A 17,465-nucleotide genomic window follows, 5' to 3' on the forward strand; every position below is an offset into this window, starting at 1 on the left:
CCGCGGCCGGTGCCGAGTGTCAGGTAGGGATCGCAGACCAGCTGTCCAGCGCGGTCTTGGCTGCGCGGGCGGGCCGTGTCGTAGAGCCGGGAGGCGACGCGCGGTTTCTGTCGGTGCTGTCGATCCGGCAGCTTGCCACCGAGCCGAGCCTGTCTGGTCCGGGCCGGGAAGAGCTGACGGATCTGTTGTGGCGGATGGGGATTCGCACCATTGGTCAGTTCGCCGCACTGTCCCGCACCGACGTGGCTTCCAGATTCGGTGGCGACGGGGTGGCCGCCCACCGGTTCGCCCGCGGCCAATCCGAACGCGGGCCGTCCGGTCGCGAGCCACCGCAAGAGCTCGAAGCCGTGCTGGACTGCGATCCGCCGATCGACCGGGTTGATGCCGCGGCATTCGCGGGGCGCTCGCTGGCCGGAAGTTTGCATCAAATGCTGATGGCCGCCGGAGTGGGATGTACTCGGCTGGCCATACACGCCGTGACCGCCAACGGCGAAGAGCTGGAACGGGTGTGGCGGTGTGCCGAGCCGTTGACCGAGGATGCCACCGCGGACCGAGTGCGCTGGCAACTGGACGGGTGGCTGAGCAACAGAAAGGCCCTGGACCGGCCGACGTCGCCGGTGACGTTGCTACGGCTGCAGGCGATCGAGGTGGTGTCCGCCGAGGCGTTGCAGTTGCCGCTCTGGGGCGGTCTGGGGGAAGAGGATAGGCTGCGGGCCCGTCGCGCACTGATTCGGGTGCAGGGCCTACTCGGCCCGGAGGCGGTGCAGGTGCCGGTGTTGTCCGGCGGCCGCGGACCGGCCGAACGCATCACGCTTACTCCGCTGGGCGACGAGCCGGTGCCGCAGTCCGACCCGAATCAGCCCTGGCCCGGCCGGCTGCCCGGCCCGTCGCCGGCGGTACTGCTCGACGACCCGGTGGAACTGCTTGATGCCCAAGGCAATCCGATACGGGTGACCAACCGGGGAATGTTCTCCGCCGACCCTGCACGATTGACCTTCCGTGATCAAGACGATCGGCTGCGCTGGTGGTCCGGACCGTGGCCGGTCGACGAGCGGTGGTGGGATCCGGAGCGATCGGGGGTCGCCGGCCGCACGGCCCGTGCCCAGGTGCTGCTGGAAACCGAGCGCGCGCTACTGCTGTGCTATCGCAAAAGGAGGTGGTACCTCGAGGGAATCTACGAATAGGCTTATGCCCCAAGGTATTCGACACGGCGCAATGCATCAGGCGTCAGATCCTTCAGCGAGGGATACCCGTCGACGGCCATGATCAGGTCGGCCTCGGCCAGCAGGGAGCGCAGTACGTGCACGATGCCGTCGACGCCGCCGAGCGCCAGGCCGTAGGCGTATGGGCGGCCGATGCCCACGGCGGTCGCTCCCATCGCGAGGGCTTTGATGACGTCGGCGCCGCTGCGGATACCCGAGTCGAACAGCACCGGCAGCCCGTCGACGGCCTCGAGCACCCCCGGCAGGCACTCCAGCGCGGGCAGCCCGCCGTTGGCTTGCCGGCCGCCGTGGTTGGAGCAGTAAATGCCGTCGACACCAAGGTCTTTGGCGCGCCGCGCATCGTCGGGATGACAGATGCCCTTGACCATCAGCGGCAAGCTGGTCTGCGACCGTAACCACTCCAGGTCGTCCCACCTGAACGGGCCACCGAAGATCGGCAACTTGCGCACCGCCGCCTCGGTGGCGTCTTCGCCGGGATCCAGGCCGGCGCGAAAAACCGGGTCGCTGGTGTAGGTGGCCAGGCAGCCGCTGGGTACTTGCGGATAATTCCCGGCGCTCAGGTCACGTGGGCGCCAGCCGGTGACCCAGGTGTCGAGGGTGACCGCGATGCCCTTGAACCCGCAGGCTTCAGCGCGGTGCACCAGGCTGGCGGCCATCTCCCGGTCCGGGGGCGTGTACAGCTGGAAAAACCCCGGGGTGTCGCCGAGCGCGGCGGCGACGTCTTCCATCGGATCGGAGGTAAGCGTTCCCACGAAGAACGGCACGCCCGTGCGGGCGGACGCTCGGGCAGCAGCCAGGTCGCCGTGGCCGTCTTGGGCGCAAACTCCGATGACCCCGATCGGGGCCATGAAGATCGGCGCCGGCAGCCTCACCCCGAACAGCTCGACCGACATGTCGCGCTCGGTGGGCGCAATCCCCATGCGCGGGAACACACCCCAGCGCTTGAACGCCTCGACATTTGCCCGCTGGGTCAGTTCGTCTCCGGCGCCACCGGCGACATACCCCAGCACTTTCGGCGGCATCGCCGCGGCTGCCTTGGCTTCTAAATCGGCGAAGGCGATCGGGTACGGCGGCTGCCTGCCGGCCTGTCCTTGTTCATAGAGTTCGTTTTGATACTCGGCGAACGCCATGGCTCGCAGATACCCGGCGATTGGTCCCCTAAACGCGCGCCTCTGGCCGAACGGCCAGCTGCGCCCGAATCCGCGATGATCGTGGCACGCGGATTTCTATCGGCGGGGCGAATTGCGCTGGCCGCCAAGCAGTGCCGCGCTGTGCCGTCAGGAACCTGTCATTCTCCGAAGCCGGGTTGCGGAGTTCCCGCTGGCGGTGGTGCGCTGTGTCCTCCGAGGCGGCTTGCGGCGAATGCCGCGCCCTGGTCGATCACGGCGGCGTCCTCTGCATATGTGGTGTGCGCTGAGAAGTTCATCCCGTCCGAGCAAACGGGGTCCTCGACAGCGCACACCTTGATGGTCTTCGGCTGATAGAGCGGACCGATTACGACCTGCGGCTGACCGACGAAGTTCATAGCCCGGGCATTTGGCGTCCCGAACAGGACGACGGCGGCGACGTGGTCCGCCACCCCCGGATCCATCGGTTTGGGCACGGTGCCCGGATCGATCCCATCCGGAACCGCATTGGAGGTGACGAATCCCATCACCGCGGCGCCCTGAGAGAAGCCGCTTAGCACCATCTTGGTTTGCGGGCAGCTATTAGACATGGACACGATATGCGCGCCTGCGTCTCGAATGCCGTCGATGCCGGTATCCCACTGCTCGCTGGCGGGATAATTGACCGCATATACGTCCATCGACTTTCCGCTGATGCGCGGGCGCAGGGAATCGACGAATGCCTGTCCGGTCTTGCCGATGCCGGGAGGATCACCGGTGCCGCGGGCGAACACCACCTCTACGTCGGGACACGACTGGGCCGACGCGTGCGGGACAGCGGGAGTCCACAGGACAGCCGCGCCGACGCCTGCGGCGGTAAGGATTGCTGAACCAACTAGGCGAAGGATGTCACGTGCGTTCATGCCGCAGTACTTGCCCGCAGAACGACTGCCTAAACCGGCAATTTCGCCGGACGCGCCACCCGCGGTTCAGGCATTTCAGGTCGCTTCAGCGCTGGTCGCAGGCCACAGGCATTGGCGCGCAGGCATATTGGGCAGCTGACACCGGCCTCAGCGCGCTGGACCCACGGCTTGCGCTCAGCCCCAGTGACTTTCACGTCCATTGGACGTCCGCCACGGGTTGCCGATACCGGCGGGTCCGCACCCTATCCGAACGGAAAACGCAGCGTCTGGCCCGAAAACGAAAATCTGACGACTCGTATCCAAAACACTTTGCTTGCTGCTGTTTTGCCATCGCGCAGCTTCGATGCGATTGCATAGATATGAGCACAGTAATAAGTTCTTCTTATGGCCCCGGGCGCGAAAAATACGGGTTCCACCATGCTTAAACCTCGGCCATCGGCGTGTGGCGCTGGACCGTCCGGAGCAACGGAGGTGATGCGTGAATGCCGAAGTTGACGCCGTTCTACGAAGAGTCCCAATCGACCTACGACATCTCCGATGAATTCTTCTCGCTGTTTCTGGACCCGACGATGGCCTATACCAGCGCGTACTTCGAGCGCGACGACATGACTCTCGAACAAGCGCAGAACGCCAAATATGATCTGTCACTGAGCAAACTCGACCTCGAACCGGGCATGACACTGTTGGACCTCGGCTGCGGGTGGGGCGCGGGATTGGTCCGGGCCGTTAAACGTCACGACGTCAGGATGCTGCTGCACAGCATATTCACGCATTTACAGGCATACATGCGCGAGCATCGTATCCCGCTCACCATGCGCGATCTGCGATTCTTCCGGTTCCTGCGGACCGAAATCTTTCCCGGCGGGGAAATGCCGAGCCAAGAAGATATCGTCGAGCATTCAGAAGCCGGAAAGTTTTCGATCGAAAAGGTTCAACTTTTTCCTTCGCGTTACGTGCGAACGCTGGAAACCTGGGCGGTCAATCTAAAGGCCCACCGTGAACGCGCCATCGCCTGCGCCGACCTCTTTCGCAAGGGAATCAGCAACGTCGGACAGTTCACCCTGTCCAAGCGAAGGCAATCTGCGTTGGTCGGTGCTGAAGTTGGCTGACAGCATGGCTTTTGAGGAAACGAGGCAACGCTATGGCTGGGTTTTCGACCGTGGATAGGGTTCCCGCGATCCCCGAGATCCGCGCGATCCCCGAGATACCCGAGATAGTTGTCACCGGTGTCGCGATGACGACCGCGCTGGCCACGGATGCGGACGGCACCTGGAAGAAGCTGCTGGACGGGCAAACCGGGATCCGCCGGCTCGACGATCTGCATGTCGAGCTGTTGGACCGGCCGTTACGCATCGGCGGGCAACTGCTCGAGGATTTCGATTGCGAATTGACGCGGGTGGAGCGACGCCGACTGCTGTTCCTGCAGAAGATGGCCATAGTGCTGGGGCGGCGGGTGTGGGTGAGCGCCGGTTCGCCTGAGGCCGAACCCAATCGGTTGATGGTTTCCATCGGCACCGGGATGGGTTCGACGGAGCAAATGATCGTCTGGTACGACGACATTCGCAAGCGCGGGATGAAGGGCGTCAACCCGCTGGGCGTGCTGATGGCGATGCCCAACTCGGGTAGCGCCTGGGTAGGGCTCGAACATAAAGCCAGGGCCGGAATCCTCACTCCGACGTCGGCCGACGCCTCTGGTGCCGAGGCGATCGCCCGAGCCTGGCAGCACATCGTGCTCGGCGAGGCCGACATCGCGATCTGCGGCGGCATCGAGACCAGGATCGAGGCGGTGCCCGTCGCGGCGTTCGCCCAGCTGGGCTTGCTTTCGACGAAGTACGATCCCGCCGGCGCGTGCCGCCCGTTCGACAAGGACCGCGACGGCTTTGTGTTCGGCGAAGCAGGCGCGCTGCTGGTGGTCGAGACGAGAGAGCACGCCGAAGCTCGAGGTGCCCCGATCATGGCAAGGCTGATGGGTGCGGCCACCACCTCCGACGGCTACGACGTCTTGGCGCCTGATCCCAACGGCGTGCGGGCCGCGCACGCGATCACGAAGGCGATCCAGCTCGCCGGACTGACCCCCGCCGACATCGACCACGTCAATGCGCACGCCGCCGGCACCGACGTCGGTGACCGGGCCGAAGCGAAAGCGATCAACAACGCGTTCGGTGCCCACAGGCCAGCGGTTTATGCGCCGAAGGCGGCGCTCGGACATTCGATCGGCGCGGTCGGCGCGGTGGAGTCGATACTCACGGTTTTGGCACTGCGGGACGGCGTCATCCCGCCGACGCTGAACCTGCGTCATCTGGATCCGGAGATCGACCTGGATGTCGTGACAGGCGAGCCGCGGACGGGTGACTACGTGTATGCGATCAACAATTCGTTCGGTTTCGGCGGCCACAATGTCGCCCTGGCCTTCGGCCGGGGCTGGTAGCTATTCTCCGAAGCCGGGATGTGGAGTTCCCGCCGGTGGGGGGGCGCTTTGTCCTCCGAGGCGGCTTGCGGCGAACGCGGCGCCCTGGTCGATGACTGAGGCGTCGTCGGCGTAGGTGCTGTGGGCGGAGAAGTTCATTCCGTCTGAGCAGACCGGGTCTTCGACCGCGCAGACTTTGATGGTCTTGCTCGCGTAGGCCGGGCCGATGACGACGGGGGGCTCACCGAGGAAGTTCATCGCGCGCACATTGGGCATCCCGAAGAGCACGACGGCGGCGACGTGGTTGGCCACACTGGGGTCCATCGGCTTGGGCACGGTGGCCGGGTCCACCCCATCCGGGACGGAATTCGAGGTGACGAAGCCCATGACGGCCGCGCCCTGGGAGTAGCCGCCGAGCACCATGTGGGTTTGCGGGCAGCTGCCGGCCATGTTGACGACGTGGGCGCCGGCGTCTCGGATGCCGTCGATGCCGGTGTCCCATTGGTCGCTGGCGGGGTAGTTGACCGCGTAGACGTCCATGGATCGTGCGCCGATGCGTGAGCGCAGGTTGTTGACGAAGGCCTGACCGGTGGGGCCCACCCCGGGTGCCTCACCGGTGCCGCGGGCGAACACCACCTCTACGTCGGGACACGACTGGGCCGACGCGTGCGGGACAGCGGGAGCCCACAGGACAGCCGTGCCGACGCCTGCGGCGGTAAGGATTGCTGAACCAACTAGGCGAAGGATGTCACGTGCGTTCATGCCGCAATACTTGCCCGCTGAACCGTTGGCTAAACGGAAAATTTTTGCGGACCTGTAGCGCGGGGTTCGCTGCTGCCGGCAATGCCCGTTGCGGATGGCCAAATGCTGTGCCCGCCATAGCCTTCGCTCAGTCACGCGATCTCCTACCAATCTGTCGGTGAGCAACCCATCCTATCGTCCAGCCGCGGCCCTCGCAGACGTCGCCGAACTCCCAGTGCTCACGCCGACTTTCGCGCGGACGGCTTGACGAGACGCCGCGGTGCGAGGGAGTCGCCCGGAGTGATGCTCTTCACTGCGGACAGCGGCGGTCGCATCCCACGCGTGGGCGGCGGCAGCAAAAGACCGTAACCGTTGGCACGCAGACTTATTCGCAGTTCGACGCTAGGGTCGTTGTGCTCGAGCCAGTCAGCAATAGCTCCATGATGACCCGAGACGGGGACGTCCGGAATACCCAGCAGCCGCAACAACGCCGGCACGGTTGCGGGCTGGCGTGGCTGAGCCCGCGTTGTCGCTGTGTGATTCGGCTGGTTCATCTCACTCCTTTCCCGACTTTTTAAGCGTTTCCTATCAGGTACCCGGCACACGTGTCAGTACTCGCTAATTCGATCCGTTTGACAAAGAAAACGGCGCGCAATCGCCGCGGGAAAACGAATGGCGGTACCCCAGCCCCAGCCCCAGCCTGGCGCACATTTTCGCCGGCCACGCTCTCCCATCGATAAATGCAGCCGGTGAATGCGGCATCTCGAAACAATAGGCGAAAAAAAGCGCGTCGCTGGCTGCAGTGATCGCTAGCGCAGCGGCCGCTTCGCGGCCCAGTGCTTTCCGGCCAAGAGACCGCTCGTCACCGCGGCAACTCCCAAAGCCGCCATCGGAACGGCGACCCGGGCCGCGCGAGTTCGCGTCTGTGGCTCGGGGCGGCCGGGGGGAGTGGCAGAGCGAATGTCGGTCGATGCGTTGGCCATAGCCATGACCTGGCCGAGGTGCAGCGCGTTCGCCGCACCCGAATCGCTGATCTGTGTCTGACAGGAGAACCCGTTGGCCACCACCAAAGCATCGCGATTCTTCCGGATCGCGGGCAGCAGCGCCTGTTCGCCGCAGTCGAGCGAAAGCTGGTACTTGCCCTGCTCGAATCCCCAGGAGCCGGCCAGGCCGCAGCACCCGCCGGAAACCGGCTCTACGTCGACGCCCATTTTCTGCAGGACCTGCTGGTCGGCATCGACGCCGCCGGTGGCGCGCTGATGGCAGTGACCCCACAACAGTGCCCGAGCACCGGAAACCCGGGGCAACGGGACGTCGAACTCCGTCAGGAACTGTGCGAAGTGATAGCTGTTGCGCATTAACCGGTCTGCGTCGTCGTCATGCGGCAATAGCTTTTTCAGTTCGTCTTTGAAGACGGCCATACAGCTGGGTTCCATGCCGACAATGGGTGTGCCGGCGCGTATTTCGCTGCGCAGCTGGCTCAGTACTTCGAGCAGATAGTGCTGTGCGACATCGAGAAAGCCGTAGTCGTACAACGGGCGCCCGCAGCAGATGTGCCCCATCGGCATGACGACGTGCCAGCCGGCCGCCTCGATCGCCTCGACGCAGGCCACTCCGACGTCGGTGTGCAGCCGGTTGTTGAAGGTGTCGGGGAACAGGATCACCCGCGGCCCCGAGGAGTTGACCACCGGACGCTGAGCGAACCACTGCTGCAATGTCATCGGGGCAAAGGTCGGCAGGGACCGGCGCTGGTCGATCCCGCCGAGCGCCTTGGCGATGCGGGAAAGGCCGGGCGTCTGGGTGGCGAAGTTCGCCAGCTCCGGCATCGCGCTGGCCAATCGCGCGGCTTGGTCGATGAAGCCGAACGCATAGGCATAGCGGGGACGCCAGCGGCGCAGCGACCGGAAGTGGTGGTAGAGGAATTCCGCTTTGTAGGTCGGAATGTCGACGTCGACAGGGCAGTCGCTGGTGCAGCCTTTACAGGCCAGACACAGGTCCAACGCGTCGGCCACCTCGCTCGATTGCCAGCCGTCGGTGATCACCTCGCCGCGCAGCATCTCGAACAGCAGCCGCGCGCGCCCACGGGTGGAATGTTTCTCTTCCCGCGTCACCTGATAACTCGGGCACATGGTCAGCTGTGCATCGGGCACCCGGCATTTGCCGACGCCGACGCAGCGCAGCGCCGCGTGCGAGAAATCGCCGCCGTCCTCCGTGTAGGCGAACTTCACCTTGGGCCGCGCCGGGTTGTAGTCGGCGCCGAGCTTGAGGTTCTCGTCGAAGCGATATGGGTCGATCACCTTGCCCGGGTTCATCTTCCACTCCGGGTCCCAGATCAGCTTGAACTTGCGCATCGCATCGATAAGCCGCGGGCCGTACTGCTTGCCCAGCAGCTCGGCGCGCTGCTGCCCGTCGCCGTGCTCGCCGGACATCGACCCGCCATAGGACGCCACCAAATCGCCGGCGGCTTCCATGAAGTGACGATAGGTGGCCAGACCGTCCTTGTGTCGCAGGTCGAAACTGATCCGGGAATGGATGCAACCCTCGCCGAGGTGGCCGTACATGGCGCCGTGCAGATCATGGTCGGCATAGAGCTTTTGCAGATCGCGCAGGTAGTCGCCGACCCTATTCGGCGGGACCGCTGAGTCCTCCCAGCCCGGCCAGTGATCGCCGCCGTCCTTCGGGAACGCGGTCGACCCCAGACCGGCCTCGCGGATGGACCACAACTCGTCGCTGTTGCCGCCGTCCTGCTTGCTGCGGGCCAAAACGATGCGATCGTCGTCGTAGTCCTTCTTGCGCAGCCAGCCGGCGAATTCCTCGGCACGGCGCAGCGATTCGCGGGGATCGTCGGCTCCGAACTGCATGAACAGCCACGCGCCGCTGGACTTGGGCCTGGGCAGCGCGGCCCGTCCGGCGGTGTTGATGCCGGTCAGCTCCTGATCGTGGACCAGCATGTGGTCCACCGCCTCGAGGCCGATCGGCTTCCACGCCATCAGGTCCGGAACCGCGTCGCCGGCCTCGCCGAGCGAGTCGTAATGAATCACCACCAGAGTCCGGTGTTTCATCGCCGGCGTCAGCATCATCGTCGCGGTCAGCGCCACCGCACAGGTGCTTTCGGTGCCGACCAACGCTCGTGCGACGTTGAAACCCTTCTCCGGCAGCAGCTCGTCCAGGTTGTATCCGGACACCCGGCGCGGCAGCTCGTCCACCGACGGATATCCCTTGCGGATGTCGTCCGCGTACTCGTCGCGCAAATCCCGTAGTGCCGCGTAGATTTCGCCCTTTCGGCCGCCGGCGGCGATGATCGCGTCGAGATTGCCCTCCTCGTTCACGCCTACCGTGAACCGCGTGCCGTCATAGGTGACGACATCCAGTTCGTGGGTGTTGTCCGAGGTGCGCGGTCCGGGCCCGTACAGATGCGACTGGATCGAGTGCACGCCACAGGAATTGTTTCCAATGTTGCCGCCCAGGGTGCATCGCGAATGCGACGACGGGTCGGGACCGAACACCAGCCCGAATTCGCCGGTGGCCTTGTTGAGTTGTTCATTGATCACCCCGGTCTGCACGGTCGCCAGACGACGGCCCGTGTCGATGTCGACGATCTCGGTGAGGTACTTCGAGAAGTCGATCACGACGGCGACATTCACCGTCTCACCCGACAGGCTGGTTCCACCACCACGGCACAGCACCGGCGCGTGGTAAGCATGGCAGGCCCGCACAGTCTGGACGACGTCGTCGAGCGTCTTGGGGATCACGACCCCGATCGGGACCTGCCTGAAGTTCGATGCGTCGTTGGCGTACATCGCCAAAGTGGCTGTGTCGAAACGTACTTCGCCGCTGACGTGGCGGCGGAGCTGGCTTTGCAGGCCCGTCACGTTGACGCTGTCTACGGCCCGCACCTGATTGGCCCGAAGCAGGTTCATTCGCTGTCGGCGGTCTTGGGCATAAGGATCCTTTAGTAACTGTTGCCAATGGCTATGATCGGGGGTCTACCCATCGATACGCCGGTTAAACGGCGGAAACTGCTCCGTCAATTGGTGCCGGTGCCCACCGGCGGGCCGCTGGTGTCCGCGAGCCGGTGCGCCGCCTCAAACAGCAGCGCGTGCACGAAGGCCTGGGGCAGGTTGCCGCGCAGTTGGCGCTGTTCGATGTCGAATTCCTCGGTGAACAGACCGGGTGGTCCACACGCGGTGCGGTTGCGCTCAAACCATCGCACCGCCGCCAGCTCGTTGCCCTGCTGATGATCTGCCAGAGCCATCAGGAATCCGCAGAGCAGGAAGGCGCCTTCGTCCTCGCCGAGCGGTCGGTCGTCCGGGCGGAAGCGGTAGACGAAGCCGTCCCGGCCGAGGTCGGAGCGCACGGCCTGCAGAGTCGCGACGGTACGCGGATCGTTGACCGGGATGGCGCCGCGGATCGACGGCGTCAGCAAGGCCGCGTCGATCCGCGAATCCTTCGGTGCGCGTTGCCATCTCCCGCTGGAATGCAGGCAGTCCGAATTGGCGTCGTTGACGAGCAGGTCGGCCAAGCGCTGCCATTCCGCGCCGTGCCGCAGCGGCGCCACCTCTCCGATGCGCCGCAGTCCCGCCGCACATATCAGCCGTGAATGAGCCCAGCGCCGGTCGTCGACCTCCCAGATTCCGGCGTCTGGTTCGCGCCACCGCTGTTCGATCGCCTGCACCAGCGTGTGCACGGCCTGCCAATGCTCTTTGTCGAGGCGGTCCAGTCGAGCGGCACTGGCCAGCAGCAGTAATGCCTCGCCGAACGCGTCCAGCTGGAATTGGTCGGTCACCCAATTGCCGGACTTGACTGCGGCGCCCGGATAACCAGGCAGGTCTAGGGCTGCTTCTTCGGGAGGTGCGTCCCCGGTGACGCAGTAGGCCGGCTTGAGCCTGGGACCGTCGGCAAGAACGCGCTCGCTGACGAAGCGGACGGCGTCGTCGAGCAGGGGGTGGGCGCCGGCGGCTGCGACGGCTTGCCCCGCATAACACTGGTCGCGGATCCAGCAATAGCGGTAGTCGTAGTTGCGGCCCTGCTCGGCTCGTTCCGGCAGCGACATGGTGGCGGCGGCGACCATCCCGCCGCCGTTGCTGGTCAGGCCGCGCAGCACGGTGTACGCGGTCTGCGTATCCGCGTCGGCCAGCGTGTCGGAGAACGCCGGAACCGCTTGTGCCCAAGCGCTTTCGGTGTCGCGCCAGGCGTCGTTGGGTCGGGCCGGGCTGGTGGGTAACTCCTGATCGGAGAGTTCGAGGACCAGGTCGTGATCTTCACCGGGATTGACCTCGATAACCATCTGCAGCGAACCGTCCTCGCGGTGCGTGGCCGCACCGGCGCCGGTCCACCTGAAGCGGAGCGGTCCCGACCGTCCCGCCCACATTCCGTCGTCGCGGGAGAGTTGGCGCATGCGCTTGGCGCCGTAGTCGGCGCGCACATCGAGGGCAACGCGCATCGCGACCGGTTGGTCGATGGCGCGGATGCGGCGCAGTACCACCGCGGTGTGCGGGTCGCCCGGAAACGCCAGGGCCTCGCGGCATTCGACGATGCCGTCGGTGGTCACCCAGCGGGATACCCAAATCAGCGACCGCTGCTCGTAACGACCGCCCCAAACAAACCGGGGATGTTCCGGAGCGACGGCGTACACGCCGCGACCGCCGAGCAGCGAACTGAAGACCGCGGGACTGTCCCAGCGCGGCAGGCACATCCAGCAGCAGTCCCCGCGCGGCCCGACGACGATTCCGCGTTCCCCGTCGGCGAGCAACGCGTATTCGCGCAGGACGTGCGGCGGAGCCAGCTCGGCTTGCGGTCTGTCCTTGCGGTCTTTCACTGGATGCGGACATACCCGGTTTACCAGGCGGGTAGTCACCCGGCATGACGTTGCATGCGGGCGAACCGGTCCCCATTGAATCGGTGGAGGCGTCGGCCTACTCGATCGCCACCGACGCGCCGGAGTCGGACGGCACGTTGGCATGGGATTCCACCACCCTCATCCTGGTGAGCGTGCGGGCCGGCGGCCAGGTCGGAACCGGCTACACCTACGGCGGCACCTCGGTGGTGACCGTCGTGGACTCCAAGCTTGCCGATGTCGTCAACGGGTCCGACGCCCTGCAACCGCCGGCCCGGTGGGCGCAGATGCAGCACGCCGTCCGCAACCTGGGCAAGCCGGGAGTCGTGGCCGTGGCGATCTCGGCGGTGGACATCGCGTTGTGGGACTTGCGGGCCCGTCTCTTGGATGAACCGCTCGTCGTCGCTTTGGGCGCTGTGCACGACGCGACGCCGATCTACGGCAGCGGCGGGTTCACCTCTTACGACAACGACTCGCTGCGCTCCCAGCTACGGGGGTGGGTCGATGCCGGTATTCCGCGGGTCAAGATGAAGGTCGGCCGCGACCCCGGCGCCGACATCGGCCGAGTCGCGGCTGCCCGGTCGGCGATCGGCGACGACGTGGAATTGTTCGTCGACGCCAACGGCGCCTATCAGCGCAAGCAGGCGTTGTTGTGGGCTCACCGCTTCGCCGAGTACGACGTGCGGTGGTTCGAGGAGCCGGTGAGCTCTGACGATCTGGACGGTCTGCGCCAGCTCTGCGAGCAGGGGCCGCCGGGGATGGACATCGCTGCGGGCGAATACGGATATCACCTGCCGTACTTTCACCAGATGCTGGCCGCCGGGGCGGTGGACTGTTTGCAGGCCGACGTTACCCGTGCCCTCGGCATCACCGGGGTGCTGAAGGTGGCCGCACTGTGCGATGCGCGCGGCATGGACCTCTCGTTGCACTGCGCCCCACAGATCAGCGCGCAGGTAGGCACCGCGGTGTGGCACCAACGCCACCTGGAGTACTTCCACGACCATGTGCGCATTGAAGGGCTGGCGTTCGACGGGGTGATCGAACCCGAATCGGGTGGCCTGCTGCGTCCGGACCGGTCGGCACCCGGGCATGGGTTGACTGTCAAGGAGGCGGACCTCGAGCAGTTCAGGGTTGCCTGATCTGACGTGCGTGGGACATCAGCGCGCGTCCCCCGGGCAGATGCCCTATCACCAAGTACGCCAACCGATCACGCGCGCTAACGGGCCGTACCTCGAATTTGCCGGTGTGTAGGTGGCGCCAACCCAATAACGCCCACGCCGCGGCAACCACGCTGTCCGCCACGCCGCCCTGAATTCGGTTCCGGTCGGCGACCGCCAGACCCAAGGCCGTCATCGAGTGCACGGTGTCAACCCACACGCCGCAGCAAGCACTTCCGGGCTGGGATTGATGCCCGACGACAGCGCCTGCACAAGGTGGCGCGCTCCGAGGATGCGCACCACAATGATGGCCTTCCGGTCGACTTGCACTCCCCGCATCGACGTGAGCACCAGACCGGGGACGGCCAGCAGCACAGCACCCCATCCGGCGCGCCACAACTCGATAGCACGAACGTTCATGGCGTACAGATATGCCCGAATCCTGCCGGCTCCAATCGAGCGGGCGTAGTTTTAGGGTTCTGCGCGGGTCGTCGGGAGACCAGCCTTCATCGGTAGGTGATGCTCATGAGCTATTCGCCGGAGTCATTGGTACGCAAGTTCTTTGCCGCTTGGGAACACCCGAAGCCGGACGAACTGGGCGGCTTTTTTCACGACGCCGCCGAATGGGTGGACGGTCCGCAAGGTGTGCGCAAGGGTGCCGACGCCATCAAGTCCGAACTGACCGCGCAACTCACCGCGCTCGGCGGCGTGCGCGTTGAGGTGACGACACTGGTGGTCGACGGGCCGACCGTCATGGTGGAGCAAGTCAGCAACGCCACCTTCCGGGGGCGTCCGATTACGTCGGTGGTGATGGCGGTATTCGAGTTCGACCCGGACGGGCGAATCATGCAGTGGCGAGAAGCCTACGACCTGAAGTCGGTCATGAATCAGATCAAGGCGGTAGTTCAGGCGGACCCCGGTTAGGTGGCTAGTCCGCGGGCGAACGGCGCGACGCGGTCGAGGTAGCGGTCGAAAAACAGCGCGGGCTCGACGTCAGTTCCGATCTGCGCGTTGGCTTCTCGCGTTCCGGACCAGTCGGCCACCGTCGCGCCGCGCGGGTCTGCCAGTTGGACGTCCACGGTTGCCGTCTCGGTTGCCATCAACTCGGGGTCCAGTGCGACCGCTGCAGCCAAGGGATCGTGCATGTATGCGATATAGCCATGGCCGCGGGCTACGTGCGACTCGAAGTAGAACCGCATCGCGTCCTCGATCACCCGTGTCAACGCGGACTGGCCCGCGGCGGCCCCCAGTGTGCTCAGCTTGTCCGGCGTCATCGCGAGTTTACGAGTTACGTTCAGGCCGCACACTATTGGAAGTTGTTGCCGGCCTGTCCAAGCCGCGAATACCTCGGCGGCCGCCTCGGGATCGACTCTGATGTTCCATTCGGCAGTGGTGGCAGCCGTCTCGAAATCGCCGCCCATGATGACCAGTCGGCGCAACATCGTGGGCAGCGCGGGTTCGGCGCGCACCGCCAGAGCCAGGTTGGTCAGCGGACCCGTGACCACACCGATCAGCTCCCCGGCGTGGGTATGGGCCGCGTCGACCCAGGCGGTGACGGCGTCGTGGCCGGTGATCCGGCGGTTGGTCGGTGGCAGTTCCGCATAACCTAAGCCCTTGGGCCCGTGGAAGTTTGCGTGATCGGGCCATGTGCCGCAGAGTGGGTCGTCGGCGCCCTTCGACACGGGTATGTCTGCGGCCCCGCACAATTCGAGCAAACCGAGGTTGTTCGCGCACACCTGGTCGACAGAGATATTCCCGCCCGTCGAGGCAATGCCTACTAGCTCGGCATCCGGACTGGCCAGCAGGAATATCAACGCCATCGCATCATCGATGCCGGTGTCGACGTCGGCGAAAACGAGGTTCATCGCGGTAACGGTCGTCAGATAACCGCAGTTCGACGTTATCGGCTGGGGGTGAGGTTCACGATGACGCCGGAATCGACACTGTCGGTGCCGGAGATGCGCCCGTCGGCCTCGAGGGTCACATTCCAGACGTTGTCGCGGCAGGGCCCCCCGATGTTGTTCGCGGCCACCGTCCGCAACGTATCCGACGTGCGATTCGTCTCAGTCCAACTCGACGTGCAACCCATGCTGGGGACAACAATCGTTCCCTTGATGGGATCGGTGCTCGACAACGTCAAAGTGACTGGAACCGAGCGAGTTTGGTCGGCCGGATAGTCTGACCAAAAACCTTGCCACTTACCACTACTGGGAAACGCGGCTGAACTCGGAGCCAAGAACGTGCCCAGGAAAGCGCAGACAGCAAGACAGGTGCCGAGTCGCGCCCACCCTATGCGAGTTGTCTCTGTACACCGCGTCGTGAAACCCATTGGTGGCTCCGATGGTTGCTGTAACCAAGCTGGGCAACGACGCTACCTCGGCCGTCGGACGCGATGTTCGGAATCACCAAATTAACCACTTCTAGAAGGGTGGGTCGTCGGGCACGGGTTCTCGTTCGGGGGGTGTCCAGTCGGGTGGGAGCTCTTCGGATTCGTAGGGGTCGTTGATCCAGGGGGAGAACGGGCTGGTGCTGGGTGCGCCTTTGAACGCGAAGAGCATGTCGCGCATATGGTTGCGGAATTTGCGTGCGTCGATCTCGTCTTTGCGGTCCTGGTTGAGCTGGCGGCGGGCGCGGTTGAGCGGGCGCTGCTCGCGGTTGTGCTGGCGTGCGCGGGCGATGCGGGTGCTGCGCCGGCGGGAGCGGCTAGGTCGCCGCGGGGAGGTGGGGACCGCGCATGCCGGTGCGAGCGGCCCGAACAGATCCGCCCCGGCCGGGGCGGTGCGATAGGTGCGTCCGCTCGAGGAGGTCCACACCACCGTCCCGTCGGTCAGCTGCTCATCGCGCCACCCACCGAAGGTTTTCAGACGGTGGTGCAGTCGGCACAAACACTTCAGATTCGTCAATACCGTGCGGCCGCCGGCGGCGGGATGGGCGTGGTTGAACGGGATCGTGTGGTCGATATCGGCGTGCATGGCCGGGCGGCTACACCCGGGGAAGCGGCAGGTCAGGTCGCGGCAGCGCACCGCGCGCGCCAGCGCGGCCGAGGGTTGATAGCGCAGCGCCTCAGCGGCACTGGTGACCGGATCGACCACCGGCAGCAGACTCGCCGCGGCGGCGGCCAAAGCGCGGACCTGCTCAGCGTCGATCACCCCATAGCCCTCCAGGTAGCCGGGCTGGTCACTGTCGCCGTGGACGGTCTGCGCGCCGGCCAGCACATTGATCACGGTGGCCACCCCGCCTCGATCGGCCCTGACCGGCGCGGTCTTGTTGGCGCAGTGCGGCTGCCCGCACCCGCAGACCAGGGTCTGGCCTTGCGCCAGGGCCCCCAGCGCATCGGCGCGGCGCTGATCGAGGGTGCGTGGATCACCGGCGCACACCCCGTTGGCCAACTGCGCAAGCCGCCTGTCCAACGCCGCGGCGCCGGTCGCGGCCATGATGCCCGAGATCTCGCCCATGCCATGCTCGCCCGGGCGGATGTCGATACGGCGCTTGTCTTCGGCGTCTTGGCGGCGCTCGCGGATGGCATCGGGGTCCAGGGCACGTACCGCGGCATCGACGGCGTTGATGATCCGCCGGCGTGACCAGCCTTGCCAGCCAGCGATGCGCGCCGACATCGACGCATCCAATTCGGCGACCTTGTCCTCGCTGACCAATTCGCTGCGCCGGATGAACACCTTGACCGTGGCCCAATCGGTGTGCCCCGCCGCCAACACCGCGGCCAGCTTGGGGAACCGCCGATCCAGCGCATCGGCATCGGAGACCACAAAACCCGCGGCCAGCACCGACAAGTTCATCGCGGCGGCCACCTCGGCTGCGGTCTGCACATACGGGTCGACCTTGGCGTACCCGAGCTGCTCGACCTGATCGGCGGTCGTAGCCATCCGATGGCCCAACAGGTTCGCCACCGCCGCCAACCGCCGCGCCACCAACATCGACTCCTGCCGATGCACCGACTCGACCACCTCGACCAGCGCCGTGGGAGCCAAGACAACCAATTCATCGAACATGTGTTCGAGTATAAATCGATCGTATGACAAGTTCCGAGCCGGCCGGCCCGCCCCTCGCAAAAAGG

15 protein-coding genes are annotated in these 17,465 nt (G+C 65.5%); 6 read left to right on the plus strand and 9 right to left on the minus strand.

Annotated features, from left to right (window positions below; all coding sequences use genetic code 11):
* The coding region (locus A9W99_RS20920) for a DNA polymerase (RefSeq protein WP_067382664.1) at window positions 1-1,184 on the plus strand (1,184 nt) is incomplete at its 5' end.
* A 2-nt stretch (window positions 1,185-1,186) separates the two neighbouring features.
* Here A9W99_RS20920 and A9W99_RS20925 read toward each other — a convergent pair.
* A complete protein-coding gene (locus tag A9W99_RS20925) occupies window positions 1,187-2,353 on the minus strand; it encodes an alpha-hydroxy-acid oxidizing protein (RefSeq protein ID WP_067382667.1) in 1,167 nt (388 codons plus the stop codon).
* 158 nt (window positions 2,354-2,511) lie between these two features.
* Window positions 2,512-3,252, minus strand: coding sequence for a cutinase family protein (locus A9W99_RS20930; RefSeq protein WP_067382670.1), 741 nt, complete (start codon window positions 3,250-3,252; stop codon window positions 2,512-2,514).
* 482 nt (window positions 3,253-3,734) lie between these two features.
* On the opposite strand from A9W99_RS20930, the gene A9W99_RS20935 reads away from it, so the two are divergent.
* Complete coding sequence (locus A9W99_RS20935) at window positions 3,735-4,361, plus strand: class I SAM-dependent methyltransferase (protein ID WP_067382673.1); 627 nt, start codon at window positions 3,735-3,737, stop codon at window positions 4,359-4,361.
* A gap of 50 nt (window positions 4,362-4,411) precedes the next feature.
* Complete coding sequence (locus A9W99_RS20940) at window positions 4,412-5,680, plus strand: KasA/KasB family beta-ketoacyl-ACP synthase (protein ID WP_067382824.1); 1,269 nt, start codon at window positions 4,412-4,414, stop codon at window positions 5,678-5,680.
* Here A9W99_RS20940 and A9W99_RS20945 read toward each other — a convergent pair whose 3' ends face one another.
* From A9W99_RS20945 to A9W99_RS20955, 3 genes are all read right to left on the minus strand, one after another.
* Window positions 5,681-6,421, minus strand: a complete 741-nt coding sequence (locus A9W99_RS20945; RefSeq protein ID WP_067382676.1) for a cutinase family protein — start codon at window positions 6,419-6,421, stop codon at window positions 5,681-5,683.
* 788 nt (window positions 6,422-7,209) lie between these two features.
* On the minus strand, window positions 7,210-10,320 hold the full coding sequence (locus A9W99_RS20950; RefSeq protein ID WP_067382679.1) for an FAD-binding and (Fe-S)-binding domain-containing protein: 3,111 nt from the start codon (window positions 10,318-10,320) through the stop codon (window positions 7,210-7,212).
* Window positions 10,321-10,427: 107 nt separating this feature from the next.
* On the minus strand, window positions 10,428-12,218 hold the full coding sequence (locus A9W99_RS20955; RefSeq protein WP_067382682.1) for a glycoside hydrolase family 15 protein: 1,791 nt from the start codon (window positions 12,216-12,218) through the stop codon (window positions 10,428-10,430).
* A gap of 44 nt (window positions 12,219-12,262) precedes the next feature.
* Between A9W99_RS20955 and A9W99_RS20960 the strand changes: the two genes are divergently transcribed.
* Window positions 12,263-13,375, plus strand: a complete 1,113-nt coding sequence (locus A9W99_RS20960) for an enolase C-terminal domain-like protein (protein ID WP_067382685.1) — start codon at window positions 12,263-12,265, stop codon at window positions 13,373-13,375.
* Here A9W99_RS20960 and A9W99_RS27415 read toward each other — a convergent pair.
* On the minus strand, window positions 13,362-13,589 hold the full coding sequence (locus A9W99_RS27415; RefSeq protein ID WP_253870153.1) for a hypothetical protein: 228 nt from the start codon (window positions 13,587-13,589) through the stop codon (window positions 13,362-13,364). The genes A9W99_RS20960 and A9W99_RS27415 overlap by 14 nt on opposite strands.
* Window positions 13,586-13,813 (minus strand): hypothetical protein, encoded by a 228-nt coding sequence (locus A9W99_RS27420; RefSeq protein WP_253870156.1) that lies wholly within the window; start codon window positions 13,811-13,813, stop codon window positions 13,586-13,588. Before A9W99_RS27420 ends, A9W99_RS27415 begins: the two co-directional genes overlap by 4 nt.
* Window positions 13,814-13,918: 105 nt before the next feature.
* On the opposite strand from A9W99_RS27420, the gene A9W99_RS20970 reads away from it, so the two are divergent.
* Entirely contained in the window at window positions 13,919-14,317 is a 399-nt protein-coding gene (locus A9W99_RS20970; RefSeq protein ID WP_172828923.1) for a nuclear transport factor 2 family protein, read from the plus strand.
* On the opposite strand, the gene A9W99_RS20975 is transcribed toward A9W99_RS20970, so the two are convergent.
* Window positions 14,314-15,258: a nucleoside hydrolase gene (locus A9W99_RS20975; protein ID WP_067382691.1), complete on the minus strand. Its 945-nt coding sequence runs from the start codon at window positions 15,256-15,258 to the stop codon at window positions 14,314-14,316. The genes A9W99_RS20970 and A9W99_RS20975 overlap by 4 nt on opposite strands.
* A 60-nt stretch (window positions 15,259-15,318) precedes the next feature.
* On the opposite strand from A9W99_RS20975, the gene A9W99_RS20980 reads away from it, so the two are divergent.
* Window positions 15,319-15,570, plus strand: a complete 252-nt coding sequence (locus tag A9W99_RS20980) for a hypothetical protein (protein ID WP_067382694.1) — start codon at window positions 15,319-15,321, stop codon at window positions 15,568-15,570.
* Between the two features lie 243 nt (window positions 15,571-15,813).
* Here the strand turns inward: A9W99_RS20980 and A9W99_RS20985 are convergent, their stop codons facing one another.
* Window positions 15,814-17,400: an HNH endonuclease signature motif containing protein gene (locus A9W99_RS20985; RefSeq protein WP_067382697.1), complete on the minus strand. Its 1,587-nt coding sequence runs from the start codon at window positions 17,398-17,400 to the stop codon at window positions 15,814-15,816.
* Window positions 17,401-17,465 lie beyond the last annotated feature (65 nt).

Source organism: Mycobacterium sp. 1164966.3 (assembly GCF_001665395.1).
In the GTDB taxonomy this organism is placed as follows: domain Bacteria; phylum Actinomycetota; class Actinomycetes; order Mycobacteriales; family Mycobacteriaceae; genus Mycobacterium.